At 68.3% G+C, this 26094-nt stretch carries 20 protein-coding genes; 7 read left to right on the top strand and 13 right to left on the bottom strand.

Annotation, left to right across the window (positions count from 1 at the left end; genetic code table 11):
• From OHB12_RS19855 to OHB12_RS19840, 4 genes are read right to left on the bottom strand one after another with little or no spacing between them, the layout of a single operon-like run.
• On the bottom strand, positions 1-1341 hold the full coding sequence (locus tag OHB12_RS19855; RefSeq protein WP_327110091.1) for an STM4012 family radical SAM protein: 1341 nt from the start codon (positions 1339-1341) through the stop codon (positions 1-3).
• The gene (locus OHB12_RS19850) at positions 1338-2180 is read right to left on the bottom strand and encodes an STM4013/SEN3800 family hydrolase (RefSeq protein WP_327110090.1); all 843 of its coding nucleotides are present in this window, start codon (positions 2178-2180) and stop codon (positions 1338-1340) included. Before OHB12_RS19850 ends, OHB12_RS19855 begins: the two co-directional genes overlap by 4 nt.
• On the bottom strand, positions 2177-3331 hold the full coding sequence (locus OHB12_RS19845; RefSeq protein ID WP_327110089.1) for an STM4014 family protein: 1155 nt from the start codon (positions 3329-3331) through the stop codon (positions 2177-2179). Before OHB12_RS19845 ends, OHB12_RS19850 begins: the two co-directional genes overlap by 4 nt.
• Before the next feature lie 3 nt (positions 3332-3334).
• Complete coding sequence (locus OHB12_RS19840; protein WP_327110088.1) at positions 3335-4306, bottom strand: STM4015 family protein; 972 nt, start codon at positions 4304-4306, stop codon at positions 3335-3337.
• Positions 4307-4458: 152 nt separating this feature from the next.
• On the opposite strand from OHB12_RS19840, the gene OHB12_RS19835 reads away from it, so the two are divergent.
• Complete coding sequence (locus OHB12_RS19835; protein WP_327110087.1) at positions 4459-4785, top strand: hypothetical protein; 327 nt, start codon at positions 4459-4461, stop codon at positions 4783-4785.
• Between the two features lie 23 nt (positions 4786-4808).
• Complete coding sequence (locus OHB12_RS19830; RefSeq protein ID WP_327110086.1) at positions 4809-5846, top strand: DUF6745 domain-containing protein; 1038 nt, start codon at positions 4809-4811, stop codon at positions 5844-5846.
• A 191-nt stretch (positions 5847-6037) separates the two neighbouring features.
• Here the strand turns inward: OHB12_RS19830 and OHB12_RS19825 are convergent, their stop codons facing one another.
• The 5 genes from OHB12_RS19825 to OHB12_RS19805 form a co-directional block, all read right to left on the bottom strand.
• Positions 6038-12202 (bottom strand): non-ribosomal peptide synthetase, encoded by a 6165-nt coding sequence (locus OHB12_RS19825; RefSeq protein ID WP_327110085.1) that lies wholly within the window; start codon positions 12200-12202, stop codon positions 6038-6040.
• 138 nt (positions 12203-12340) lie between these two features.
• On the bottom strand, positions 12341-12856 hold the full coding sequence (locus OHB12_RS19820; protein ID WP_327110084.1) for a hypothetical protein: 516 nt from the start codon (positions 12854-12856) through the stop codon (positions 12341-12343).
• Positions 12857-12994: 138 nt separating this feature from the next.
• Positions 12995-13609, bottom strand: a complete 615-nt coding sequence (locus OHB12_RS19815) for a DUF305 domain-containing protein (RefSeq protein ID WP_327110083.1) — start codon at positions 13607-13609, stop codon at positions 12995-12997.
• A gap of 87 nt (positions 13610-13696) precedes the next feature.
• Positions 13697-14425 (bottom strand): hypothetical protein, encoded by a 729-nt coding sequence (locus OHB12_RS19810; protein WP_327110082.1) that lies wholly within the window; start codon positions 14423-14425, stop codon positions 13697-13699.
• A gap of 60 nt (positions 14426-14485) precedes the next feature.
• On the bottom strand, positions 14486-15058 hold the full coding sequence (locus OHB12_RS19805; RefSeq protein ID WP_327110081.1) for an AMIN-like domain-containing (lipo)protein: 573 nt from the start codon (positions 15056-15058) through the stop codon (positions 14486-14488).
• Between the two features lie 738 nt (positions 15059-15796).
• On the opposite strand from OHB12_RS19805, the gene OHB12_RS19800 reads away from it, so the two are divergent.
• On the top strand, positions 15797-16942 hold the full coding sequence (locus OHB12_RS19800; RefSeq protein WP_327110080.1) for a class I SAM-dependent methyltransferase: 1146 nt from the start codon (positions 15797-15799) through the stop codon (positions 16940-16942).
• A 135-nt stretch (positions 16943-17077) separates the two neighbouring features.
• Positions 17078-17932 (top strand): Bax inhibitor-1/YccA family protein, encoded by an 855-nt coding sequence (locus OHB12_RS19795; protein ID WP_327110079.1) that lies wholly within the window; start codon positions 17078-17080, stop codon positions 17930-17932.
• A gap of 54 nt (positions 17933-17986) precedes the next feature.
• On the opposite strand, the gene OHB12_RS19790 is transcribed toward OHB12_RS19795, so the two are convergent.
• Entirely contained in the window at positions 17987-19207 is a 1221-nt protein-coding gene (locus OHB12_RS19790) for an acetyl-CoA C-acetyltransferase (protein WP_327110078.1), read from the bottom strand.
• A 334-nt stretch (positions 19208-19541) separates the two neighbouring features.
• Positions 19542-20003 carry a hypothetical protein gene (locus OHB12_RS19785; RefSeq protein WP_327110077.1) on the bottom strand — a complete coding sequence of 154 codons (462 nt, stop codon included), beginning with the start codon at positions 20001-20003 and terminating at the stop codon, positions 19542-19544.
• A 102-nt stretch (positions 20004-20105) separates the two neighbouring features.
• Between OHB12_RS19785 and OHB12_RS19780 the strand changes: the two genes are divergently transcribed.
• Together OHB12_RS19780 and OHB12_RS19775 are read left to right on the top strand one after the other, a co-directional pair.
• Positions 20106-21494 (top strand): cystathionine beta-synthase, encoded by a 1389-nt coding sequence (locus OHB12_RS19780; protein ID WP_327110076.1) that lies wholly within the window; start codon positions 20106-20108, stop codon positions 21492-21494.
• A gap of 514 nt (positions 21495-22008) precedes the next feature.
• Positions 22009-22869, top strand: a complete 861-nt coding sequence (locus OHB12_RS19775; RefSeq protein ID WP_327110075.1) for a mechanosensitive ion channel family protein — start codon at positions 22009-22011, stop codon at positions 22867-22869.
• 101 nt (positions 22870-22970) lie between these two features.
• On the opposite strand, the gene OHB12_RS19770 is transcribed toward OHB12_RS19775, so the two are convergent.
• Positions 22971-23369 carry a DUF6401 family natural product biosynthesis protein gene (locus tag OHB12_RS19770; protein WP_327110074.1) on the bottom strand — a complete coding sequence of 133 codons (399 nt, stop codon included), beginning with the start codon at positions 23367-23369 and terminating at the stop codon, positions 22971-22973.
• 106 nt (positions 23370-23475) lie between these two features.
• Complete coding sequence (locus OHB12_RS19765; RefSeq protein ID WP_327110073.1) at positions 23476-24651, bottom strand: acyl-CoA dehydrogenase family protein; 1176 nt, start codon at positions 24649-24651, stop codon at positions 23476-23478.
• Positions 24652-24947: 296 nt separating this feature from the next.
• Here OHB12_RS19765 and OHB12_RS19760 point away from each other — a divergent pair, with 296 nt between their 5' ends.
• The gene (locus OHB12_RS19760; RefSeq protein WP_327110072.1) at positions 24948-26090 is read left to right on the top strand and encodes a cystathionine gamma-synthase; all 1143 of its coding nucleotides are present in this window, start codon (positions 24948-24950) and stop codon (positions 26088-26090) included.
• Positions 26091-26094: the final 4 nt, after the last annotated feature.

The raw sequence follows: 26094 nt of genomic DNA, 5'->3' as shown, positions 1-26094 counted from the left end.
TCACCGATGTTCGTATGCTGCCATGGCGGCGCGGACCGCGGGGGAGAAGAATTCGGGGCCGATGGCGTCGGAGTAGGTCAGGCCCTCGGGGGTCAGACGCAGGTGGCCTGTTTCCGGGTCGGCGAGCCAGCCGCGCTCGGCGAGGGCGTCCAACTCGGCGGGGAAGCTGTCGCGCGGTTCGTGACCGAAGCGCTGCCGGAAGTCCGCCACCGCGAAACCCTCGGCTTGGAGCAAGGATTGCAGCAGGTAGCGCCGCTCGGCCTCGTCGCCGTCGATCGTCCGTCCGTAGACGGCTCGGGTGAAATCCTCAGTGGCCGTGTAGGTGTCGATGATCGCACGCACCTCGCGTGGGGCGACGGCGTAGTCGAAGGAGTAATGCGTTCCTGATGTGTAGGAGCGGGCTCCGCAGCCGAGACCGATCATGCCGTCGGTCTGGCAGGCGTAGTCGTCCAGCCCTTGGGGTGGCGCGTCGGTCCGACGGAACATGCGCATCGAGATCTGCGTGTAGCCTTCCGCGAGCAGATGATCACGACCCTCGGCGTAGCGACGCAGCCGTTGTTCGTCCCAATCGCGTTCGGCTGCGCCAGGATCGGCGTGCCGGTCGAGTCCGGTGAGTGGACGGACGTAGAGCGGGTAGAGGTAGATTTCCTCGGGCCGCCACGCCAGCGCGGCGTCGAGGGACTCTCGCCACGTCGCCGCGGTCTGACCGTCGATGCCGTAGATGAGGTCGATGTTCAGGACGGGTATGGCGACGTCGCGGATGCGGTCCAGCGCAGCCTCGACGTCCGCGCGTCGCTGCGGTCGCACAGCGGCGCGCGCCTCCTGTTCGATGAAACTCTGCACGCCCAGACTCAGCCGTGTCGTCCCGCGTTCGGCCAGCACGGCGAGACGATCCGCGGTGGCGGTGGTGGGGGACGCCTCGACCGAGAGCGGGATGGCACGCAGATCCGCGCCCATGGTGTCCTCGGCGGTATCGCACAGTCGGGTCAGTTCATCGGCTTCGAGGAAAGTGGGGGTGCCTCCGCCGAAGGCGGCGGTGGCGAAGTGCGGTGTTTCGGCGTCGCCCAGTGCCGCGCGGACGGCCTCGGCCTGGCGGGTCAGCGCGTCCAGATAGCGCCCGGTGAGGCCGTCGGGCGCGCCGACCCGGGTGAACAGATTGCAGAATCCGCAGCGCACCTCGCAGAACGGGATGTGCAGATACAGCGACAGTGCTCGTCGCGATTCACCGGACCAGAGCTCGGCGAGCGCGGGCCGCGGTGTGAGCGGGCGGTAGGCGGTCTTGTGCGGATAGGCGTAGACGTAGTTCTGATACGGCCGGGGCAGGGTGATGGTGCGGCTCATGCGGGTGGCTCCAGGAAGAAATGTCCGTAGGGAACCGTCCAGACGGATTCGTGTCCGATCCGGTGGCCGGTGTAACCGGCATCGCCGTACGCCGTGCCGTGATCGGAGCAGACGATGGCGAAACAGCGCCGCCGCGAACGCATCACGTCGAACAGTCGGTCAACGTGCCGGTCGACGTACTCCAGGGCGGCGGCGTGGGTGCTCATATTGTCGCCGGTGTCGCGGGTCGCGCCGGGCAGGTGGAACCAGTTGGGCTGATGGAGGGCCGAGACGTTGACGAACAGGAAGAGCGGCCGCTCGGCGGGCAAGGCGGCTACCACCCGTTCGGCACACGCCACCTGGGCTTCGAACGAGGTGGGTGATGCCACGGAGAACTCCGATTCCCAATGGCTTTCGGCGAACAGGCCGGGCAGGACATTGCCCAGCGCGCCCTGCTTGTTGAAGAAGCCGACGCCGCCGACGCAGGCCGTGTGATACCCGCGCGCGGCGAGTGCGGTCACCAGATCGGGTTCGTCGAAGACGAAGGTGCGCTCGGCGGTGGTCTCGCTGCCCGCGAAGCGCGCGGCGAACAACCGTGGGTGCGGGCCCTGCGTCGCGGGCGTCGGAAGGAATCCGGCGAAGATGGCGTGATGCGCGGCATAGGTGAAATTGCCTGGGGCATGGCGCTTCTGCCAGACGCTGCCGGGGAGATGGGCCGTCAGATTCGGCAGACGCCCCGCCGCCGCCGACTCGACCGCGACGTCGTAGCGCAGGGTGTCGAGGGTGAGCAGCAGTAGGTCGTCCCGGCCGACGACGGTGTTCATATCCGGCTGGGACAGCAGGGGTTCCGAGATCGTCACAGCGGGGCACCCCTGAGCGCGCCGACCAGCTCGCGCGAACTGGTCTGTCGTGCAATGTGATAGCGGCTGGTCGCGGCGATGACCTGCGCCGTGTAGGTGTCGAGTCCGGCTGCCGGTTTCTCCGGCAGCCCGGTGAGCCGGGGGAGCAGATCGCCGAACGCGTTGACCTCACCCACTGCGAAGTGCCGCCAACCGACCGCGGGCAGCAGATCCACGCCGACGCACAGTGTGGCGGGGAAACAGGCTGCGGCCTGTTCGCAGATCGACAATGCCTTCGCCCAGTTGTCGCCCGCGGCGGCGCGGAAGGCCGCGAGATCACCGCGCACACCGCCGAGATGCAGGTTGGTCAGCGGCGCGCGGCTCGTCCTGACGACGACGTGGGTGGCGCGCCCGCCGATCACCACGACGCGTAGATCGGCGGACCGGCCGTCTTGGGAAACCTTGGGAATCCAGCGTTCCAGGTGCAGTCCGTCCGGGGCCAACCGGTCGACGATGGACGCGATCTCCCGTTCGGAGGTGTAGCGCCGGATGCGCAGCGAGTTGTGCAGATGACCTTCCGCCGTGATCTCCACCGAGGTGGTCGCGCGCAGCCGTCCGCCACGGGTGGATTCGATGGCGAGGACACCCGAGGCCGACGATCCGTGCGCGAGTTTGACGAAAATACGCGGCATCTCGGCGTCGCGCATATGGCCGCGCACATCCGCCCACCCGCGCACGGGAGCGCGTCCGCCCGAGGTGGGCGAGGCCGGTACCGGTACACCCGCGCGTGACAGCCGGGCATGGCACAGCCGCTTGTCGAACAACACGGCCAGGTCTTCGGTGTCGTCGAGCCGGAATCCGCCGCGCAACGAGCGCACCGCGTCGAGGAACCGCGTGTACCAGCGGGCCGAACCCTCGACCCGCGTTGGTTCGTTAGTCGCACGCAACAGGCGATCCACCTCGGCGTTCTCACCAGGGGAATCCAGGCGCACGATCTCGTCGTCGGCGAAATCATGGCAGCCTTCGCGCAGCACGTCGCGCCATTCGACCACCCGGATGGACGCCGCCCCTGCGGCGCGGGCGGCCTCGGTGAACATCCCGACGCGCCGGTTCTCGCCGTTGCCGACGATCACCCAGCGCGGTGGGAGCGGCGGTGTCGCGGACGCGTACACGTCTCACTCACCGACGGAGACGAACCGCCACACGGTGCCGTCTTCCTCGTCGCTGTCCTCTTCGGCGTCGTCGGAGTCGAGTTCGAGGCGCACGCCCGCGGGTTCCAGTGTCTCGCGCAGCCTGGTGCGCATCGCGTCGGACAGGTAGTTGTAGTGCATGTCGAGCACGCTCAGATGGCTCAGCGGCTGACCGGAGAGCAGCGCGGCGACACCGTCGTCGGTGAGCACGCCCATCGAGACGTCCAGGCTGTCCAGCCGGGCCACCACGGGCGCCGCCGCGAGTGCGGTGCAGATGTCGTCCTGGGTCTCGCTGTTGCGCAGGGCGAGATGCTTCAGTGCGGGCAGCCGGTCACCCGACAGGATCGGCGCGAGATCGGCCACCTCGCTGTTGCCGCCGTACTCCGAGGTGCCGAGCCACAGGTCGAGGTGCGTCAGCGCGGGCAGGTCGCTGGCCGCGATGCCGCGCACGACCGCGGCGGGCAGGCCGCCCGCCTCGACGACGAGGGTGTGCAGCCGCTCGTGCCGCACGGCGGGGAACTCCAGGTTCTGACTGCCGCGCACACCGAAGACTTCCAGTTCGGGGAAGTTCTCGAGCAGCGGGGTCACCAAACCCTGGTTGATCCAGGAGATCTCGCATTCCTCCATGACGATGTCGCCGAGGAATAGTGCGCGCAGCGCGGGCAGGCGGTCCTTTGCCGCGCACAGTGCCTCGATGACCTCGTCGGGACCGGTGTCGTACACGTCCTGCCACGTCCCGACGATCAGGGCGGTCACCTTCGCCGTGTCGACGGCGTACAGGAAGCGGGTGAAGCATTCCCCCCACGCCTCCTCGGCGTCGTAGGTGTCGACGCTCAACCGCCACGCGACCGAGTCCGGCTCCGGCAGGACGACCGCCTTCTTCTCGTCGGTCTCGGCATCGGGAAAGGTGAAGGCGGGTAAGCCGCCGAACTCCGGTAGATGGTCGCCGATGGTCATGTGATGTGCCCGCCCCTTCCGGCAGTGCCCTTGATCGTCAGGAGGTTTCTACCAAGAGGCACCGACACCGGGCGACTCGGGCGGTCTGTCGGTGCCGGGCGCTACGGTCTCGGGCAACGGCGGCGAACTCGCGCCGTGACGGGAGGAAATTCATGTATCGGCAAGGCGATGTCCTGATCGCGCCTGTGGCGGAAAACGCTGTACCGCAGGCGCTGCTGTACGCGCCCTCGGTGGCGCGGGATCCGCGCGGCCGGTTGGTGCTCGCGCTGGGTGAGGTCACCGGCCACCCGCACGCGGTGCAGGGTCCGGGCAGGCTGATCCGCGAATCCGGGGCGACCGGGCCGATGCTGTTGCATCTGCCCGAGGGCGGACGCGTCGTCCACGAGGAACACGCGGCGATCACGTTGCCGAAGGGGTGGTTCCGGGTGGTGCGGCAGCGGGAATACGTGCCCGGCTCGGTCCGCATCGTCGCGGACTGACGCACGCGAACGAAAGAGATTCGGTGAGTACAGAATCGAGCGAGAACGTGACGAAGCGGGATGAATGGCGGTCGGTGTCGATGGCGACCGGGCCCGGGGACAGGGCGGCGGCCGAGGACGCGGTGCGGGCGGCCTACCGGCAGGCCGGGTTCCCCGAGCCCGAATCCGTCGTGTGGGCGCGGTCGCCCCTCGAGGCGGTACGGATACTGCAGGGCGCGGAGTTCGGTTCGGATACCGGCGCGTGTGTGCGGGAGGCGCTGCGCAACGCTCCGCTCGCGGCCGAACGCCAACGCGTACACACCGAACTCGGCCCCAGGGGATTCAGCGAGCACTGGCGTGCGACCGGCGCGGACCTGTGGGAGCTGACCGGGACCGTCGTCGACCGGATCACGGCAGGCGTCGTCGACGCGGTGGCGCGTAACCGCAAGGAGCGGACCGCGATTCGCCTGCTGCTGCTCGATGCCGTCCTCGGTCAGCATGACGCCGCGTGGCTGTCGGCGTTCGGCACCGAGCCGGGCGAACCGCTGCACGCGCTGGCGCGCGTCGCCCGCGAGGCGGGCTGGTGGTGGCCCTTCGAGAAGGTCGCGGTGATCAGCGAGCGGCCGACCGAACTGCACCGAGACGAGGCGGGTCGGCTCGACAGCGGTGCGGGTCCCGCCCTCGCCTACGCCGACGGATTCGAACTCTTCGCCTGGCGCGGTATGCCCGTTCCCGCCGAATTCCTCGACATCCTGCGCACTCTCACGGCCGAACACATCCGCACCGAGGAGAACGCCGAACTGCGCCGGGTGATGCTCGAGTACTACGGCTACGACCGCTATCTCGACGAATCCGGTGCGCGTCCGATCCATCGTGACGAGACCGGCGTGCTCTGGCGCATCGAACTCGACGGAGACGAGGACGTGGTGATGGTCGAGGTGATCAACTCGACGCCCGAACCCGACGGCACCAGCCGCACCTACTGGCTGCGGGTGCCGCCCGATACACGCACCGCCCGCGCCGGCGTGGCATGGACCTTCGGGCTCAGCGCCGAGGAGTACGGACCCGTCGCGCAGACGTAGGCGCTCAGCCCGCGGGAGTGGTCGTTCGGCACCTGTACGCACAAAGAGGGGCTGCTCGGCGTCGATCGCGACTACGACGGTCAACCGTTCCGCGGAAGTACCTTCGCCGAAGAGAAGAGTCACCAGCGGGCCAGGAGACCGCGCCCGCATGGCGGACCATCGTTCCGCCGGAAGGCTGACGACCGCGCCGATCAGTCCCGTGGCAGGAAGCCGGATTCGATGAACTCGCTGACGTACATGTCGACCGCCTGACGATTCACGGGCGGGCAGTCCACGCCGGTGCCCGCCAACGCGGCGCGACTGTGCGCGTCTGCGCAATCGAGGTGCCCGGCGAGGTCGGCCAGGTTCGGAGAGAGTAGCGCGGCACGCACGAGCGAATCGTCCCCGACCGCGTTGCGTCGGTGGGATTCCCGAAGCAGGCTCTTCCGCATCGCTTCCAGCGGGGTCGTCGCCATCGGCAGCCCGTGCGCACGCAGGCTGGCCAGGATTTCGCTCACCGGCACCGGCGTCTGATTGACCAGGTGATACACGACTTCGGTGCGTGGCTGGGCGGAGATCTCCACGATCGCGCGGGCTACGTAGCTCACCGGGACCAGCGAGACCTTCGCGTCGGTCACGTCGGGCGCCATGCCGAGGATCGCGGCGGCGCGGATCATATTCCAGAACGCGTCGTCGGTGCTGTTCACGCCGACGCACGGGTCACCGCAGATCGTGCCAGGCCGAAAGATGGCGATGGGTACGCCGCGCTCACCGGCCTGGCGGACCAGCTCTTCGCCCACCCACTTGGAGGCGAGGTAGCCGTTTCCGGACAGCTGGTCCGGGCGCAGCCGGACATCTTCGGCGACGACACCTGACGGGGTGGCCGCGACCGCGGCGCCGATCGCGGAGATGAAGTGCACCGGCTTGATCCGCCGAGTGGTGGCCAGCCGCAGCAACTCCCGTGTTCCCTCCACGTTGGCAGGCCGCAGCCGCGCGTACGGCTCGATGTGGTTGACGCGCGCCCCATTGTGATAGATCGCGTCGACGCCATCGGCGAGGCAGTCGTAGTCGGTGGTGTCGAGACCGAGCCGCGGGGCGGTCAGATCGCCCGCGACGACGACGATCCGCTCCGCGGCGGTTTCGCCGGACAGGCGATAGCAGCGTTGCGCCCGCAGGATTCGATCGATGCCTTCCTCGGCGCTGTCCGCGCGGACCACACACCAGACCCGGGCGTCGGTGCGTTCCAGCAGTTCGTGCAGAAGATGCGCGCCGAGGAAGCCGGTGGCACCGGTCAGCAGGACTTCCTGCGGCGGCCCTGTGGGCGCGGGTGCGCATCCGCTGACATCGAATTCGGGCTCCAGCACGGCATCGGCGTCCGGCGTCGGCGGGATATCCGGCTCACTCGTCCCGGTCAGCCGCGCGGCCAGGCCGGTGACTGTGGGGGTGGTGAGGATCGCCGACATCGGCACATCCCGCGCGAGCCGGGACGACAGCCGTTGGTGCAGGGTGAACGCGAGTAGCGACGACCCACCGAGTTCGAAGAAGTCATCGGCGACCCCGATCGGGGAGACCGACAGCACGTCGGCGAACACCTCGGCAATCGCCTGTTCGAGCGGTGTGCCCGGCACGGCGTCGGTGCGCGTCGAGAACGGCGGTAGCGGTAAGGCGGCGCGGTCGATTTTGCCGCTTGTTCTGACTGGGAACGCGTCGAGCACCACCAGCGCGGAGGGCACCAAGTATGCGGGCATCGACCGAGATACCATGTGCCACAACATATTCTGATCCACCACCGCGCCTTGCGAGGCCGCGACGTAACCGACGAGCCGATCCCCCAGAGCCGAAGCCTTGACCGCGACCGCCGCCTGGCCGACAGCGGGATCGGCGAGCAGCGCCGCCTCGATCTCACCGAGCTCGATGCGGTGGCCGCGGATCTTCACCTGAAAGTCCATGCGCCCCAGATGGTCCAGCGTCCCCATGCGGTTCCAGCGCACCAGGTCCCCGGTCCGGTACATCCGCTCGCCCGAGCCGCCGAGCGGATTCGCGACGAACCGGCCCGCGGTGAGCCCCGGCGCGCCGTGGTAGCAGCGGGCGAGTTGTACTCCGGCCACATAGAGTTCGCCCGCCACACCCACCGGAACCGGCCGCAGCCGCTCGTCGAGGACCAGGCACTGGGAATTCCATTCCGGCACGCCGATCGGCATATCGGTGGCCTCCAGATCCGCGGCGGAGACCAAGTGCTTGGTGATGCTCACCGCGGCTTCCGCCGGACCGTACAGGTTGTGCACATCGGCCGGACTGACCAGCGCGAAGCTTCGAGCCGTCTCCGGGTGCAGCGCTTCTCCGATGACGAAGATCGCTCGCAGCGACGCCAATTCGGCCGCCGTCGCGTGCTCGGCGAAGACTGTGAGCATGGCGGGAACGAAATCGGTGAGCGTCACCCGATGTTCGGTGATGAGCCGGCACAGGGTGCGGGGATCGCAGTGCCCGGCGGGGTCGGCGAGCACGAGGCGTGCGCCCGCGCGCAGCGGAAGAAAGTACCCCCACAGCGACACATCGAAGATCGCCGACGTCTTCTGTAGGTACACATCCCCGGCGTCGACACCGTACTCGTGTTGCATCCAGGCGAGCTGGTGCACGATCGCCCGGTGGCTGACCACAACACCTTTCGGGCGCCCGGTGGTCCCGGAGGTGTACATCACGTAGGCGGGGTGATCGTCGTGCAATCGCGCGAGGCGTTCGTCGTCGGTGACGGGCGCGGAATCGATACCGTCCAGGTCCAGGGTGTCGACGGCGTGCGCCGCAGCTGCCGTGAAGGCGTCCGCGCTGGTGGTCAGCACACATCGGGGCGCCGCGGATTCGAGCACGTGCCGACTGCGTTCGGCCGGATGATCCGGATCGATCGGCACCCAAGCGCCTCCCGCCTCGCCGATCGCGTACAGCGCGACAACCTGCTCCACCGACCGGCGCATCGCCACCGCGACGACCGTGTCCGGACCGACCCCCTGCCCGATCAGCCACCGGGCCAGTCGCGTGGATCGATCGCGCAGCTGCCCGTAGGTGATCGTCTCCGGCCCACACACCACAGCAATCGCGTCCGGGGTTGCGGCGGCATGCCGCCCCAGCGCCGCGGTGAGCCGTTCGGGCGACAGGTCGTGCTCGGGCCCGGTGCCCCAGGACCGAATTCGCTTGTGCTCGACCGGGTCCATGATGTCGAGGTCACCGATCGCGGCGGCGGGGTCGGCCGCGATCTGCACGAGGACGCGGATGTAGCCATCGAGGAATCGCTGCACGGTGTGCTCGTCGAAAAGATCGGTGCTGTAACCGAACCGGATGATGATCTCGCCCGGGGCGCCGTCGGTGTCGTGGGCATCCACCACACCGATGTGCAGGTCGGTCTTCGCCGTGTCGGCGTCCACGTCGAGGAACGAGAAGCCCGGACCGGACAGCTCGAGCGTGGCCTGCGCGAAGTTCTGGAACGCGAAGCCGACCTGGTACAGCGTGTGCCGCCCGGGCGAGCGTGTCGGGTCGACCGCGTCCACGACATGCTCGAACGGAACCTCGGAGTGCGCGAAGTTCGTCAGGTCCCGTTCCCTGGTCCGGTCGAGCAGTGCCGTGAAGCTCTCACCCGGGTCGATGTTGGTCCGCGCGACGGTGGTGTTGACGAACAGGCCGACGACGTCCGCGAGTGCGGGCTCGGCACGGTTGGTCATCGGCACACCGATGGCGATGTCGGTGCTGCCGGAAAGCCGGGCGAGCAGCACGGCCAGCGCCGCCCGCATCACCATGAACAGCGTCGCGCGATGCGCGCCCGCGACGGCGAGCAGGTCGCGGTGCAGTGCCGCGGGCACCGACCGCTGGATCGCCGAGCCACGCAGTGACGCGACAGCGCGGCGCGGCCGGTCGGCGGGCAAGTCGAGTTCGTCGGGCAGGCCGGCCAGCTCCTGTGTCCAATACGCGAGTTGCCGGGAGAGCATCGAATCCGGGTCGTCCCTGGCGCCGAGCAGGTCCTGCTGCCACAGCGCGTAGTCGGCGTACTGCAGGTCCGGCGGCTGCCAGGCGGGGGCGGTGCCCTTGCTTCGTGCGGCGTAGGCGAGGGCGACGTCGCGGGCCAGCGGCGCCAGCGAGGAACCGTCGGCGCAGATGTGGTGCAAGGCGCACACCAGGATGTACTCCTGAGGCGTGCGCAGCAGCCGAACCCGCAGCGGCACTTCGGCGGATACGTCGAAACCACGGCGCAGGGTGGCGTGCACCCGGCCAGGCACCGCGTCGTCGGGGAGTTCCTCCACCGCGAAATCGCCGACCACGCGCTCGGTTTCGAGGATCAGCTGGCGCGGACCAGTCTCGTCGGCGGGGTACATCGTGCGCAGCGACTCGTGCCGTTCGACGGTGTCGGTGAACGCCGCGCACAACGCGGGGACATCCAGGTCCGACAGCCGTAGCGCGAAGCCGATGTTGTCCACCGACGACGCCGTATCGAACTGATTGCGCAGCCAGAACCGAAGCTGGGCGGGCGAGAGCGGGATTCGCTCCGGCCGCGACCGCGCCAGGAGAGCCGGGCGGGCCGCGTCGAACTGCTGCGAGCGGATGGCCTTGGCGAGCCCGGCGACGGTCGGATGGTCGAACACCAGCCGCGGGGGTATCCGCACACGCCATGTCTCGCTCAGCCGTGCGGCGACCTGGGTGGACAGCAGCGAATTGCCGCCCGCCGCAAAGAAATCGGCGTCGGCCCCGAAGCGTTCCCGACCGAGGACACGGGCGAACACCTCGGCGACCAGTTCCTCGCCGAGGTCGGACACCGGTCGATAGCCGGGCTGGTCGAGCGCGCGGGCGCGTAGCGCCGATCGATCGGCCTTGCCCGTCGGGGTCCGTGGGATCAGGTCCATGAGGGTGATCGTGTTCGGCTGCAGATAGTTCGGCAGCAGCGCGGCGAGTGCGTCCGCCAGTGCGGCGGGGTCCGGAGCATATCCGGGTTCGGGCTGGACGAATGCGGCCAGGCTCGTCTCGCCCGTGCTGCTTTTGCGATCGACGGTCACGGCCAGCCGCACACCAGGCTGCGTGGACAAGATCGCGTCTATTTCGCCGAGTTCGACCCGGAAACCCCGCACCTTGATCTGGTCGTCGCCGCGGCCGAGATAGTCCAATTCGCTCGGGGTGTTCCTGCGGACGAGATCACCGGTGCGATACATCCTGGAGCCAGGAGGTCCGAACGGATCGGCGAGGAAGCGTTGCGCGGTCAGATCGGGCCGCCCGTGGTATCCCCTGGCCACACCGGGTCCGGAGACGTACAACTCGCCGACCACGCCGACACCGACCGGGCGTAATCGCTGGTCGAGCACGTGGCAGCGCATGCCACGCACCGCCGATCCGATGGTGACCGGTGCGTCGGGGGACAACGCGGAGCTGAGTGTAGCCAAGATCGTGGATTCGGTCGGACCGTAGGCATTGTGGAACAGGCGGCCATCGGCCCAGTGCCGCACCAGCATCGGAGGGCACGCCTCACCGCCGACCATGACCGAGCGCAGCGCGGCGAGTCCGCTCGGCTCGAGCGAGGCCAGCGCGGACGGCGTGAGAAAGGCATGGGTGATCGCGTGCCGCGCGAGCAGGTCCGCCAGGGCGCTGCCGCCGTAGACGGTCGACGGGGCGATCACCATCGTGGCGGCGGAGCAGACCGCGAGCAGCAGCTCCAGCACCGAGGCATCGAAGCTCGGCGACGCGAAGTGCAGGACCCGCGCGTCCTTGTCGAGCGAGTGCCGTGCGGCCAGCTCGGCACCGAGCGGAGCCAGCCCGGCGTGGGGGACGGCAACACCTTTCGGTCGCCCGGTCGAACCCGATGTGTAGATCACGTAGGCGATATTCGAGGCGCGCAGTCGCGTGGGCCGATCGAAGTACGCGATCGGGTCCGCGGGATGCGCCGACACCCGCGCCGACACCTCGGGGTCGTCCAACGCGAGCCATCGCGCGCCCGCGGGCAGCGTCGTCGCGTGTGCGCGCCGGGTCAGGCCGAGCGTGGCGCCGCAGTCGGTGACCTGGAACTCGATGCGTGCGCGCGGAAATCCAGGATCGATCGGCACGAACGCGGCGCCGGTCTTCGCGACCGCCCACACGGCGAGCACCGAGTCGAGCGAGCGCGGCAGAGCCACCGCCACCGTGGTTTCGGGGCCGGCGCCCATTCCCAGCAGGGTCCGCGCCAGCTGGGACGAGCGGGCATCGAGGTCTCGGTAGGTGATCTCGGTCTCCCCGCACACCACGGCGATGCCGTCGGGATTGTGCGTCGCCGCCGTCGCGAGCAAGGCGCCGAGCGTTGGCGTGGCCGGCTCGGCCGACCGGCGATGCCCGGTACGGACGGGTGGACGCGGGTCCCCGCTACCGCTCGTCATGTCATCATCCGTTCCGAGTGCCTGTAACTCGGTGATGCTATAACCAGCAGGTGTCGCTCGCCATGGATGAGAAGGGCGACGGGGAGGTTCCGGAGCGGGCGGGACGCCCCGGATTCGGCGCGGACGCGGCCAGTTGCCTCAGTGCGTCGAGCACGCCGTCAGCGCGTCGTCCTTGGCGGCGTTGAATTCGGCGATCACAGCGTTCAAGGTGTCGGTGTCCGGTTCACGGGCCAGCGTGTCGGCGAGGGCGTTGGTGTCGTCGCGGTAGGCGCCCAGCGGGTAGGCGATCGCGGACGGCACGCTCCCGGTCACGCTCTGGTCGACCGAGTGCGCGTTGTCGCGCAACGTGGTGACGGCGGAGTCGGCCTTGCGCTTCGTTTCCGGGTCGTCGACGCCTTTGCTGTTGCTCGCGTCGATGTAGACGTGGAACGCCCGAACCGAGCTGCCGTTCGCGGTGCGGAAGGCGTCGCATGCCGAGTCGGTCGCGCGACCCGCAGCCGCGGACGAGGTGACCGCCGAGGCGTACGCGGACAGTTCGGTCCGGTCGGCCAGGGCGGTGCCGGGCACCTGCTGTGCACAGGCGCCGATGACCAGCACGCCCGCGGTGGTGGCCGCCGCGGCGACGGCCATGCCGACACGTTCCAGTCGTCGCATGGTCAGTCCTTCTTTCCCCTCGAAAGGTCCGGCCGGACAGGCGCAACAAAGCCGGACATTCCGACGGTACGTCCTGCCGCGGACGCCGGTCGGCGATCCGCGCCGATATCGATGGTCGATATCGGCGCGGTCGCGCGCTCAGCTGTTGCCGAGCATGGTGCGCATCTGCTCGATCTCCGCCTGTTGATTCGCGACGATCGCGCGGGCGAGCGCCTGCGCGTCGGTATTCGTGCCGCCGGTCGACTCGGTCTCGGCCATGGCGATGGCGCCGGAGTGGTGTTCGATCATCATGGTCAGCCATTGGCGGTCGAAGTCCGGACCGGTCGCGCCTTGCAAAGCGGACATCTGCTCGGCGGACATCATGCCGGGCATGCTGTGGCCCATGTGCCCGTCACCTGCGGTGGGGGCGGGCTTGCCGAAGCTCTGCAGCAGGGTGGTGATCCGCTGCATCTCCGGCGCCTGTGCCTGCTCGATGGCTGCGGCGAGCGCGAGCAGCTGTTGATTCCGGCTCCGGCTCGGCGCCAGCTTCGCCATGTCGACAGCCTGCGCGTGATGCGGATACATCATCTGGAGAAATGACACATCGGTGTCGTTGAAATCGATGCGGGCCTGTGTACTCGAGGTCGCCGCCATACTCGACGTGCCGTGCTCCATGCCAGGCATGGCATCGCCATTGTCGCCGCCACATCCGGCGAGGGCCACTGTGGCTACCGCGGTGACGGCGAGGGTTACGCGGGTACGGGTGATGAACATGGGGGTGCTCCTTGCGAACTGGGAATTCTGACAGCGGAGGGGGCAACGCCGCGACCGTGGTTCGGACACACGGACGCGGCGGAGCTGTCAGATCCGCAGAATCGCCAGTTCGGCCAGGGTGGGCACGGTCCAGGGCGGCGGTCGGCTCCGCCGCGGGCGCCAGTGCCGCGGCAGCGCGACACCGCTGCCCGGCCGGTCGACCGCCATCCGACAGAGCAGGACCAGCGCGAACAGCACAGCGCCCGCGGCAAGGATGAATACGCAGCCGTGCATCCCGCCGTGCGTGCCGCCGCATTCCTTGCCCGCGCAGTCCGGGTCCGGTGCGGCGCCGCCGGTGGCGAGCACCGCCGCGTCGACGGGCCGGGTCGGGGGAGCGGGCGGTGGTGCCGGAATAGCGCTCTGCCCGGTGGCGTGGCGAGTTCGGGGAGCGCTCTGCGCATTGTGGATGTGATCTTGCACGACCATCGAGCCTGAGGAGTCGCCGTCGCCACGTGGCTGCGGTCTGTCCTGACCTGGCTGAACCCCGTTGTGACCGCGCTGAGTTCGGGCCGAAAAGGCGTCATCGAATCTGACGGCCACGGTGCCGTGGCCGGTGGTCGCATGGGCATGGCCGGAGATCGCGAAGACGGCCGAATGCATAGCGACGATCCCAGCGAGTAACGCCAGCACACCGAGCAGCCGGGTCCGCCGGGGCGCACGGAGGACCCGGCGACAGCTGACGCCGACCAACCCGGTCGCGACCGGGTTGACCGTGAGCACCACCAGGTCGGTGGAGTGCGGCACGGTGTGCGGCAGCTGGAACGTGTGGTTGACCACGAGGAGTGAGTCTAGTGCCCGCCGATCCACCACTCGAATATACCCCCGGGTCGTATATTCCTAGGGCGTGGCGATGTCGATGACCAGCCGGGTCGGGTCGGACAGGGGGCTCACGGCGAAGGCGGGCCGATCGGTCTGCACGCCGATGAACGACTGTGTGGTGCCTTCGAACACCACTGTCCGGTAGACGCCCGCGATTCCGGGCGCAGACGCGTCGACCGCGGGGTCGGGGCCGGAGTACGGCGTCACCCCACTGTCGAAGGGGTAAGCCGAGCCGAGGATCCGTACTTCGAGGATCGACCGGCCCGCCACCTCGACGGGGTTGCCGCTGCCGTCCTGCACCGCGTGGTCGGTGTACTGGACGAGCCAGCCGGGCGTGCCTTTGCCGCCGAGCTCGTAGACCACGCGATCGAAGCCGGGCTGGTGGCCGAGTCGGATGTTCGTGACCGTGAGCCCGGCGTCTTCGGAGGCCGGGCCCCGCTTGGGCAGGGCGTCCTCCGGCATGGCCTGCGTCGCTTCGGCCGACGGGCCGGGGATCGGGGCGAGCGGTACGCCAGGGGTGGTCCCGCCGTTGCCGCAGCCCCCCAGCACTACCGCCGCGGTCGCGATAGCGAACACCATCCTGTTGCGCATGGGGCTGATGTTACGCAAGAGAGGTGTCGAATGGTACAACTACCGTCGCATCGAGTCCGTCGCCTTTCGGAGCCGGGGTTGCCGACGAAGGTGTTGCGCTCTTGCGGATGGATCGCGACCGATCGCGGTTGCTGTCTAATTGCCATCTCGCGAATTCGGCGAGATGTCCGATGTCGGTGTCGTACCCGGGACGGCGACGCGGCGTGCTTCTGCGGCACCGGGATCGGCGATCATTCGCCATTGCTCGAGCCCTGACACCGCAAATTCCGTGCTGTGCATCCCTTCCCATAAACCCTTTATCGGGCAGCGTATTTCGAGGGGGATGGCAGACCGCTCGCGCGATTGTCGCGGACGCGGCGGCGGTGCGTGGTATCGAATGTGTGCCAAAAAGTGGCCGGGCCGGACTCGCTGCTCAGGTCGAGTGGCGCAGGGGATCTCGTGCACGGCCCGCCGTGCCCAGGGGAATCGCTGTGCCGAAGGTTCATGCCGGGTCGCCTGACACACACGCTCGACCAGTCCGCGCCTCCGGCCGCAAGCGGGGGCGCGGACCGCTCGGCTATGGGACTCACCTCGGCCTCGGAGTCGTCGACGGGCGGTGTACTGCGTCTCTTTCGGTCTGCGTCGAATTCGCCTGTATCAGTGCAGCTATGCCGCACCCCCCGGTCGCCCCGAGCCTTCGACGCATCGATTCGCCGGGGTGGGCGCGACGATGCGGCAACGATCTAGCACACTTGAGGTGTGGGACATGTCGAGGACGTACTGAGCCGGCTGCGGCGGTATCCGGATGTGGAGGCGCTGAATCTCTACGCCGTGGATGCCGCCGATCGGTTGATCCTCGACGTCGCCGCCGACGCGCTCGCGACCGCCGATAGCGGAAGCGTAGCCATCATCGGTGACGCCTACGGTGCGCTGACCCTCGGCGCCGTCGCGGGCCACGATCTGCGTGAAGTCCGGGTGCACCAGGATTTGCTGACCGGTGAGCTCGCCCTCGCCAACAACGCCCGCACCGCCGGGCTGTCGGATCGCTACACCGCGCACCCGCTAGGCAGCCATTTGCTGGGCGATGTCCGGGTGGTGTTGCTTCGCCTACCGCGTGTGCTTTCGGGGCTTGCCGAGGTCGCCGACGCCATCGCCCGCTACGCCGACCCCGAAGTCGAGGTGTTCGCGGGTGGTCGGGACAAGCATCTGACCAAGTCGATGAACGACGTTCTCGCCCAGTCGTTCTCCGAGGTGCGCGCCAGCCGCGGCAGGCAGAAGTCGCGCACCCTGCTGGTCGGCGGGCCCAAACCGGTCGGCCACCCGCGGTTTCCGGTGCGCGCTCGCCTCGACGAGCTGGATATCGACGTGGTCGCGCACGGCGCAGCCTTCTCCGGCGCTCGGCTCGACATCGGAACCAGGTTCCTGCTCCAGCACCTGAAGTGGATGAAGCCGGATGCCCGCGACGCCATCGACCTCGGCTGCGGCACCGGCATCCTGGCCGTCGCGCTGGCCAAGGCACGGCCGGGCATCAAGGTGGTCGGTACCGATCAGTCCGCCGCGGCGGTGGCGTCGGCACGGGAGACCGCCGAAGCGAACCAGGTCGCCGATCGGGTGACCGTCATGCGCGACGACGCGATGTCCTCGGCCGCGGACAACAGCGCCGACCTGGTGCTGTGCAATCCGCCGTTCCACGTCGGCGCTGCCGTGCACACCGGATCGGCGATCAAGATGTTCGCCGAGACCGGCCGGGTGCTGCGTCCCGGCGGGGAGCTGTGGACCGTCTACAACTCGCATCTGAACTATCGGGGCGTGGTCGAACGGATGGTGGGCCGGACCGAAGTGGTCGGCCGCAACCGGAAATTCACGGTGACTCGGTCCGTGCGTGGTCTGCACGACCCCCGGTAGCGGTAGAGTCCGAATTGTCTGGCTCGGCGAGTCTCCGGGGAACTCGCCTCCGATGACAAACGTTGGACAGTGCAGTTGGATGTCGAGTGCACATACTCGATGAACAGCGGCAACGACTCCAGAAAGGGACGTGCTTTGCGTACCACGAGCAATCCGGTCTTCAGGAACCTGCCGAGGCAGGAGGGCGGTGGATACGCCAGCTTCGGTTCCGGCGTAACCACCGCGGGACAGTTCGGCAACCAGTACGGCCAGCAGCCATACGGCCAGTACCCGCAGCCTTATCAGCAGGCCCCTGCCACCAGGGCGATGACCATCGACGACGTGGTGACAAAAACCGCGGTCACGCTCGGCGTGCTCGCCCTGTCCGCGATAATCTCCTACGGCCTCACCAACGCGAACACTTCGCTCGCGCCGCTGTTTGTGATCGTCGGCGGCCTGGTCGGCCTGGTGCTTGTGCTGATCGCGACCTTCGCGAACAAGATGGACAACCCGGTGCTGGTGCTGTCCTACGCGGTGGCCGAGGGTCTGTTCCTCGGTGCGCTGTCGTTCATGTTCACCGACATCGAGTTCGGTGGGGTCGGCGGCAGTGCGCTGATCGGTCAGGCGGTGCTCGGCACGTTCGGTGTGTTCGCGGGCATGCTGGTGGTCTACAAGACCGGCGCCATCCGGGTGACGCCGCGGTTCACCAGGATCATCGTCGGCGCCATGATCGGAATCTTGGTGCTCGTGCTGGGCAATCTGATTGCCGGCTTCTTCATCTCCGGCGGTCTCGGCCTGCGTGACGGAGGCCCGCTGGCGATCGTCTTCAGCCTGGTGTGCATCGCCATCGCCGCGTTCAGCTTCCTGCTCGACTTCGACGCCGCCGATCAGCTGATCCGCGCGCAGGCGCCGGAGCGGGCGGCCTGGGGCGTCGCCCTCGGCCTGACCGTCACCCTGGTGTGGCTCTACGTCGAGATTTTGCGACTGCTGAGCTACTTCCAGAACGACTAGCGAACTACGAGAAAGGGCGGTCGCCGGAGTCCCGGCGACCGCCCTTTCTTCGTCTCAGCTCAGGCGCTCGATGACCATCGCCATGCCTTGGCCGCCGCCGACGCACATGGTCTCCAGACCGAACTGCTTGTCGTAGGTCTGCAGGTTGTTGATCAGCGTGGTGGTGATCCTGGCGCCGGTCATGCCGAACGGGTGGCCGAGCGCGATAGCGCCGCCGGACACATTCAGCTTGTCCTCGTCGATCTTCAGCTCGCGGGCCGAGCCGAGCACTTGCACCGCGAACGCCTCGTTGATCTCGACCAGGTCGATGTCATCGATGGTCTTGCCGGCCAGCGCCAGCGCGCGCTTGCACGCCTCGATCGGGCCGAGGCCCATGATCTCCGGCGACAAGCCGGAGACACCGGTGGACACGATGCGGGCCAGCGGGGTCAGGCCCAGCTCCTCGGCTTTGGTGTCGCTCATGACGACCAGCGCGGCGGCGCCATCGTTGAGCGGGCAGCAGTTGCCTGCGGTGATGGTGCCGTCCGGGCGGAACACCGGCTTCAGCCCGGAGACCGCCTCGTAGGTGACGCCGGCGCGCGGACCGTCGTCCGTGCTGACCACGGTGCCGTTCGGCAGCGTCACCGGGGTGATCTCGCGCTCGAAGAAGCCGTTCCCGATCGCCTCCTCGGCCCGGTTCTGCGAGCGGACGCCCCAGCGGTCCTGCTCCTCGCGGGTGATGCCGGTGCGGGTCGCGACGTTCTCGGCGGTCTGGCCCATCGCGATGTAGGCGTCGGGGACCAGTGTGTCCTCCCGTGGGTCGTGCCAGATGCCCGCGCCGCCCTCGGCGGTCTTCGCCGTGCGCGCCTGCGCCGCTTCGAACACCGGGTTCTGGGTGTTCGGCCAGCTGTCGGCGGAACCGTTCACGTAGCGGGACACCGTCTCCACGCCGGCGGAGATGAACACGTCGCCCTCGCCCGCCTTGATCGCGTGGAACGCCATCCGGGTGGACTGCAGCGACGAGGCGCAGTAGCGGTGCACGGTGGTGCCGGGCACGAAGTCGTAGCCGAGTTGCACCGCGACGATGCGGGCGATGTTGAAGCCCTGCTCGCCGCCAGGGGAACCGCAGCCGAGGATCAGGTCGTCGATCTGGGCCGGGTCCAGGGCGGGCACCTTGTCGAGCGCTGCCCGCACGATCTGCGTGGTCAGATCGTCGGGCCGCAGGTCGACCAGCGAGCCCTTGCGGGCCCGGCCGATCGGGGAGCGTGCGGTCGAAACGATGACGGCCTCAGGCATGAGGACTCCTTTGTAGGACGGTCTCTGCGAACCGTGTTGTTACTCGCGAGTTCGTATCGAATCTACGTCTCGTCGCGGTGTGCGGGAAGCAGGGGTCGCCGCGCGCAGCGCCTCGATCAGTACCGGAAGAAGTTGTGCGGCGAGGTCCGCGGCGGGGCCGTCCGCCAGTGGAACCGAGGTGCGCTCACACCAGAGAATTTTACGGAATCGGACCCCAGCGCCCAGCCCGGGAACTGTGGAATGAGCCGCGGCTCCCGTTCGCTGCCGACGGGATCGGTCGGACTGCGTATTCGGCTGTCGTGGGCCGTGGCCGGTGCGCGACCGTCGGCTCGGGTCAGCCCGGTACGACGAACGTGCCGCGTGCCGGGATGCTGGCGGAGTCGGTGGAGACGGTGACCTCGACGAGGCCGGGGCCGGTGTCCTGGAACAGCGCGTACTGGATGCTGCCGTAGATGCCGGTGACCACGATGTTGTCGTAGCTGCCCGTCGCGCCGGTGGTGGTGTTGCGCCAGGCGACGGTCGTGCGAACCTCGCACAGCGGGGCCAGCGGGTAGGCACCGGGTCCGAGACCGGAGACCGGTAGCGCGCGCATGTTGAGGATGGCGCGGCCCGGCCATTCGGGGCTGGTGTCGGCCCAGGTGCGGATATTCGTCCAGCACAGACCACCGCGCGCGAGCGTGGGCACCTGCGGGAACTCGACGCTCGTCGCGTCCGCCTGCGCGCCGGATCCGACCACCAGGGCCACCGCCGATCCGGCCAGAATGGTGGCGGCACGGGCGATGTTCGGCTGCCTCATGGCTGCGATCCTAAAGGCGGCGGTGCCGATTCATCGGTAGCCGCGACGAGTAGCGTGCGGCGTGCGCGAACTCACAGTTAGCGCGTCTGCAACTATGGGGGCATGCGCATCGCGGATCATGTCGTGGATCTCATCGGTAATACGCCGTTGGTCCGGTTGAACTCGGTGGTGGGATCGAACGCCGGCCTGGTAGCGGCCAAGATCGAATACCTCAACCCCGGCGGCAGCTCCAAGGACCGGATCGCGGTGAAGATGATCGACGCCGCCGAGAAGTCCGGGGAGCTAGGCCCCGGCGGCACCATCGTCGAACCCACCTCCGGCAACACGGGCGTCGGCCTGGCGCTCGTCGCGCAGCAGCGCGGCTACAACTGCGTGTTCGTCTGCCCGGACAAGGTCAGTGAGGACAAGCGCAATGTGCTGCGCGCCTACGGCGCCGAGGTCGTGGTGTGCCCGACCGCCGTGCCGCCGGACCACCCGGACAGCTACTACAGCGTTTCCGACCGTCTGGTCCGGGAGATCGCCGGTGCGTGGAAACCGAACCAGTACGCCAACCCGGGCGGACCGGACAGCCATTACGAGACCACTGGCCCGGAGATCTGGCGGGACACCGACGGCAAGGTGACCCATTTCGTGGCGGGTGTCGGCACCGGCGGCACCATCACCGGCGCCGGTCGCTACCTCAAGGAGGTCTCCGGCGGGAAGGTGAAGATCATCGGCGCCGATCCGGAGGGGTCGGTGTACTCCGGCGGTACCGGACGGCCCTATCTGGTTGAGGGCGTCGGCGAGGACTTCTGGCCGTCGGCCTACGACCCCGCCGTGCCGAACGAGATCATCGCGGTGTCCGACGCCGACTCCTTCGACATGACCCGGCGGCTGGCCCGCGAAGAGGGCCTGCTGGTCGGCGGCTCGTGTGGTATGGCGGTGGTGGCCGCCATCGAGGTGGCGCGCCGCGATCCGGACGCCGTAGTCGTGGTGCTGCTGCCCGACGGCGGACGCGGTTACCTGTCGAAGATCTTCAACGACCGGTGGATGAGCTCCTACGGCTTCCTCCGTGAGCGGTTGGACGGCGTCGCCGAGCCGCTGGTCGGCGACGTGCTGCGCGGAAAGTCGGGCGAGCTGCCCGACCTGGTGCACACCCATCCTTCGGAGACGCTGCGCGACGCGATCGAGATCCTGCGCGAGTACGGGGTGTCGCAGATGCCCGTCGTCGGCGCCGAGCCACCGGTGATGGCGGGCGAGGTCGCGGGCAGCGTGTCCGAGCGCGATCTGCTGTCGGCGGTGTTCGAAGGCCGTGCACACCTCACGGATTCGGTGGCCGAGCACATGAGCCCGTCGTTCCCGCTGATCGGTTCCGGCGAACCGCTCTCGGCCGCGACGAAGGCGCTGTCGGACACCGACGCCCTGATGGTGGTCGAGGACGGCAAGCCCGTCGGCGTCATCACCCGCCACGATCTGCTCGGATTCCTCAGCACTGGAACCATCGGGAAGTAACCGGGCTCGCTTGATCAGCCGATCGCGTCGGCCTGCGGGCCCGCTCGCCGCGCGGCGAGCGGGCCCGGCGCGTTCGTGGACGCGAAGAACCCGTCCCGCGCCGCTCCTGAGAGCACGGCAGCCCGCCCGCAGTGCAGGCGCGCGGCGTATCCCTGGGCGCGGGCTATCGTGTCGGTTTCTCCTGAGTCCGATGCTGGGCGAAGCGATAGCGTCTTACGCGGGCCGCCCGCGGCGTGCTCTCTCGTGCACACCGCCGGTGATCAGGTCGGCCCATTCGTCGGCCAGCAGTGCCAGGCTGCGTGCGCTCCAGTAGCGGGCCGGGATCGGCGTCCGGTCGCGTCCGGTGCGGGTTATCCGCCGCCTTCGGCGACGAATTTATCTCGATTATGTCGAATCCGGCGGAGAGGCAATTTGTCCGCAAATGGCAGATTCGAGTGCAGCCGCAGGGGTATAGCCGGGCTTGACCCAGCCGTGGCAAATTGCCACGGCGTCATCGGTGAGCGAAGGGATGGGCATGCAGACCTCTAGTTTGGCTATTGATTTCCAGCAGGGGTTCTCCGATGCGTGGAGTTCCGTCGCCACGTTCGTCCCCAAGCTGGTCGGTTTTCTCGTCATCCTGCTCATCGGTTGGATCGTCGCGAAGGTGGTGGCGACGATCGTCGACAAGGTGCTCGAGCGCGTCGGGTTCGACCGGCTCGTCGAACGCGGCGGGATCCAGCGGATGCTGTCGCGCAGTCGCTACGACGCCTCCGACCTGCTGGCGAAGCTGGCGTACTACGCGATCCTGCTGATCGCGCTGCAGCTCGGTTTCGGTGTTTTCGGGCCGAATCCGGTGAGCGACATGCTCAGCGGCATCGTCTCCTGGCTGCCAAGGGCGGCGGTCGCGATCATCATCGTGGTGATCACCGGCGCCATCGCCCACGCGGTCCGCGAGATGGTCGGCACGATGCTCGGCGGCCTGTCCTACGGCGCTATGGTCGGCCGGATCGCCGGGGTGTTCGTCTGGGGCATCGGCATCGTTGCCGCGCTGAACCAGATCGGGGTGGCCACCTCGGTCACCGTGCCGATCCTGATCACGGTTCTGGCCACCCTCGGCGGCATCCTGGTGGTCGGGGTCGGCGGCGGCATGATCCGCCCGATGCAGCAGCGCTGGGAGAACTGGCTCAGCGGCTTGGAGGAGGAGATACCTGCGGTGAAGGGCCAGGCCGAGGCCTACCAGCGCGGTCGTGAGGACGCCGCCCGCGAGCAGTTGTTGATAGACCAGCAGGCCGCTCGCGGCCAGGGGCAGCAATGGACCCAAGACTCGACGCCGGCCGGCGGTTACGCACAGCCCGGCGAGTCCCCGGGTTATCGCGACCAGGGCGACGTGCGCTGAACCGTTGAGACAAGTGCGGCCGCCGCAGGTATTCCTGCGGCGGCCGCACTCCTGTGGCCGGGCTCCGGCAACCCGGAATACACAGGTCTATGGGGGCTGCCTCAGGCCGGTTGACGCATGGCGTGCAGGCATACCCCGGCAAGGCGCAGCTGGGCCCAGTCGGCCTCGGCCCAGCCGAAGAGATTTCTCGGTGCGTTCCCGCGCATCGTCGGCGCGCCGCTCGGGTCGTCGATGTCGCGCTCGGCGGCATTCGTCTCGCGTACCTGATCGAGCAGTCCACGCGCATAACCTGCGAGGAGTACGGCCGAGGGAACTTTCGACGCTCCCGGCACGCCGTGCCTGAGAATGTCGCGCACCGCCGCGGCGTGCTGGTCCAGCGCCGCCGAGAGCACAGGAATCTCCGCGGCCGCGGCGAGTGCGGGCGCCCCGTGGGTCTCGTGTAGCCGGTGCAAAATCCTGTGCGCCGACACTTCGAGCAGCGCGGGGCCGATCAGAAACATCTTCGTATCCTAGCAATTATTCAATATTTATAGAACTGTGACTTTTGCCGCAGTGGTGATCGCCGGAAATGTCGTGCTCAGCAAATCTGCCTTGCGAAAAGACTTGTCAGCGAAAAGCATTCGCGTCGGTCAGTGCCCGGCCGAGCACCAGCTGATGCACCTCCGCCGTGCCCTCATAGGTGAGCACCGACTCCAGATTGTTCGCATGACGAAGCACCGGGTAGTCGAGCGTGATGCCGTTGGCGCCGAGGATGGTGCGGCATTCACGGGCGATCGCGATGGCCTCGCGTGTGCTGTTCAGTTTCCCCGCGCTCACCTGCTCCGGGGTGACCTCGCCGCGGTCCTTCAGACGCCCGATATGCAGCGCGAGCAACTGGCCTTTGCCGAACTCCAGCGCCATGTCGGCCAGCTTCGCCTGGGTCAGCTGGTAGGCGGCCAGCGGCTTGTCGAACACTTCGCGCGTCCTGGTGTACTCGATGGTCGCCGCGAGGCAGTCGCGGGCCGCGCCGAGCGCACCGAAGACGATGCCGAAACGCGCTTCGCTCAGGCATGCGAGCGGCGAGGCGAGGCCGCGCGACTGCGGCAGCACCGCGTCCGCGGGCAGCCGGACATCGTCGAAGTCCAGCTCCGCGGTGACCGACGCGCGCAGGGACAGCTTGCGATGCATCTCCCGCGCGGTGAAGCCAGGCGCACCGGCCGGAACCAGGAACCCGCGGATCACCTGTTTGCCCTCGTCTTCGGTCTGCGCCCAGACCACCGCGATATCGGCCACCGAGCCGTTGGTGATCCACATCTTCGATCCGTTCAGCACCCAGTCGGCGCCGTCGCGCTTCGCCCTGGTCCGCATGCCGCCGGGGTTGGAGCCGAAGTCCGGTTCGGTGAGCCCGAAACAGCCGAGCGCACGGCCCGCGGCCAGCTCCGGCAGCCACTGCTTTTTCTGTTCCTCGGTGCCGTACTTGTGGATCGCGGTCATCGCCAGCGAGCCCTGCACCGAGACCATGCTGCGCACGCCCGAGTCGACCGCCTCCAATTCCTGGCAGGCCAGGCCGTAGGCGGTCGCCGACATTCCGGCGCAGCCGTAGCCCTCCAGGTGCATGCCGAGCAGCCCGAGCTTGCCGAGTTCGGGCGCGATTTCCCCGGCCGGAAAAGTGCCTGCCTCGAACCAGTCCGCGATGTGCGGTCGCAGCCGTTGGGCCGCGAATGCCGCGACGGTGTCGCGGATCTCACGCTCGTCCTCGGACAGCAGTGCGTCGGTTGCGAACAGCTCTTCGACAGTGACCATCAGCTCAGCCTAAACGCGGCCGGATCGATGAGACCGAGCTCACGTCGTCCGCTCAGCGCAAGATTTTCGGTGTGGCCGCCGTCGTCGGGTAGCACAACCGGAGCAAGCGGCGAGATTTCACTCTGCGCCACCGATCCAGCGGTCCGGCCGAGCTCATCGCGGCGGTCGCCTTCCCCGGGAAGTTGCCCGAGAATCGCCCCGATTAGGCTGAGGTGTATGAGCGAGCGCAGCGAGCGATCAAACAGGCACAGCCGAGCGCTCGCTCGTGCCGACGCCGAGCGCAGCGAGGTGTCGGCATGAGCGAGCTGGGATTCTCCACACGAGCTGTGCACGCCGGGTACGATCCCGATCCCCAGACCGGCGCGGTCAACGTGCCCATCTACGCGAGTTCGACGTTCGCCCAGGACGGCGTGGGTGGGTTGCGCGGCGGTTTCGAGTACGGCCGCACCGGCAACCCGACGCGCACGGCGCTGGAGGTGAACCTCGCCGCGCTCGAATCGGGCCGCTACGGACGAGCTTTCGCCTCGGGCATGGCCGCCACCGACTGTGCGCTGCGCGCCACGCTGCGTCCGGGCGACCACATCGTGATCCCCGACGACGCCTACGGCGGCACCTTCCGGCTGATCGACAAGGTGTTCAGCCAGTGGGGTATCGAGCATTCGCCCGCGCACGTGTTCAACGTGGACGAGATGCGCGCCGCAATCCGGCCGAACACCAAACTGGTGTGGATCGAGACCCCGACCAACCCGCTGCTGAGCATCGGTGACATCCCCGCGCTGGCCGACGTGGCGCACGCCGCGGGCGCGAAGCTGGTGGTGGACAACACCTTCGCGACCCCTTACCTGCAGCAGCCGCTACTGCTCGGCGCGGACATCGTGCTGCACTCCACCACCAAGTACCTTGGTGGCCACTCGGACGTGATCGGTGGCGCGCTGATCACCAACGATCCGGAACTCGACGCGGCTTTCGCGTTCCTGCAGAACGGCGCGGGCGCGGTCCCCGGCCCGTTCGACGCCTTCCTCACCCTGCGCGGCACCAAGACGCTCGCGGTGCGGATGGACCGGCACTGCGACAACGCCGAAACCCTCGCGGAATTCCTGTCCGGGCATCCCGCGATCTCCCAGGTGATCTACCCGGGCCTGCCGGAGCACCCCGGCCACAGCATCGCCGAGAAGCAGATGCGGCGGTTCGGCGGGATGATCTCGGTACGTCTGCACGGCGACGTCGAGGCGGCCCGCAAGTTCTGCTCACGAACCGAGGTGTTCACCCTGGCCGAATCGCTGGGCGGCGTGGAATCGCTGATCGAGCACCCGGCCGCGATGACACACGCGTCCACCGAGGGGTCCGTGCTGGAGGTGCCTGCGGATCTGGTGCGGTTGTCGGTCGGTATCGAGGATGTCAGCGACCTGCTCTCGGATGTCGAGCAGGCATTGAGTTAGGTTC

Origin of the sequence: Nocardia sp. NBC_01730 (assembly GCF_035920445.1) — a bacterium.
Classification (GTDB): Bacteria; Actinomycetota; Actinomycetes; order Mycobacteriales; family Mycobacteriaceae; genus Nocardia.
The sequence above is the reverse complement of the archived record's forward strand: the minus strand, read 5'-3'. Positions and strand labels throughout refer to the sequence as shown.

Coding starts and splice junctions, on each gene's coding strand:
- OHB12_RS19760 (WP_327110072.1), top strand. CDS start 24,948: ATGAGCGAGCTGGGATTCTCCACACGAGCTGTGCACGCCGGGTACGAT.
- OHB12_RS19840 (WP_327110088.1), bottom strand. CDS start 4,306: ATGACCATCGGCGACCATCTACCGGAGTTCGGCGGCTTACCCGCCTTC.
- OHB12_RS19780 (WP_327110076.1), top strand. CDS start 20,106: ATGCGCATCGCGGATCATGTCGTGGATCTCATCGGTAATACGCCGTTG.
- OHB12_RS19805 (WP_327110081.1), bottom strand. CDS start 15,058: ATGCGCAACAGGATGGTGTTCGCTATCGCGACCGCGGCGGTAGTGCTG.
- OHB12_RS19765 (WP_327110073.1), bottom strand. CDS start 24,651: ATGGTCACTGTCGAAGAGCTGTTCGCAACCGACGCACTGCTGTCCGAG.
- OHB12_RS19855 (WP_327110091.1), bottom strand. CDS start 1,341: ATGAGCCGCACCATCACCCTGCCCCGGCCGTATCAGAACTACGTCTAC.
- OHB12_RS19790 (WP_327110078.1), bottom strand. CDS start 19,207: ATGCCTGAGGCCGTCATCGTTTCGACCGCACGCTCCCCGATCGGCCGG.
- OHB12_RS19815 (WP_327110083.1), bottom strand. CDS start 13,609: ATGTTCATCACCCGTACCCGCGTAACCCTCGCCGTCACCGCGGTAGCC.
- OHB12_RS19820 (WP_327110084.1), bottom strand. CDS start 12,856: ATGCGACGACTGGAACGTGTCGGCATGGCCGTCGCCGCGGCGGCCACC.
- OHB12_RS19785 (WP_327110077.1), bottom strand. CDS start 20,003: ATGAGGCAGCCGAACATCGCCCGTGCCGCCACCATTCTGGCCGGATCG.
- OHB12_RS19825 (WP_327110085.1), bottom strand. CDS start 12,202: ATGACGAGCGGTAGCGGGGACCCGCGTCCACCCGTCCGTACCGGGCAT.
- OHB12_RS19775 (WP_327110075.1), top strand. CDS start 22,009: ATGCAGACCTCTAGTTTGGCTATTGATTTCCAGCAGGGGTTCTCCGAT.
- OHB12_RS19835 (WP_327110087.1), top strand. CDS start 4,459: ATGTATCGGCAAGGCGATGTCCTGATCGCGCCTGTGGCGGAAAACGCT.
- OHB12_RS19770 (WP_327110074.1), bottom strand. CDS start 23,369: ATGTTTCTGATCGGCCCCGCGCTGCTCGAAGTGTCGGCGCACAGGATT.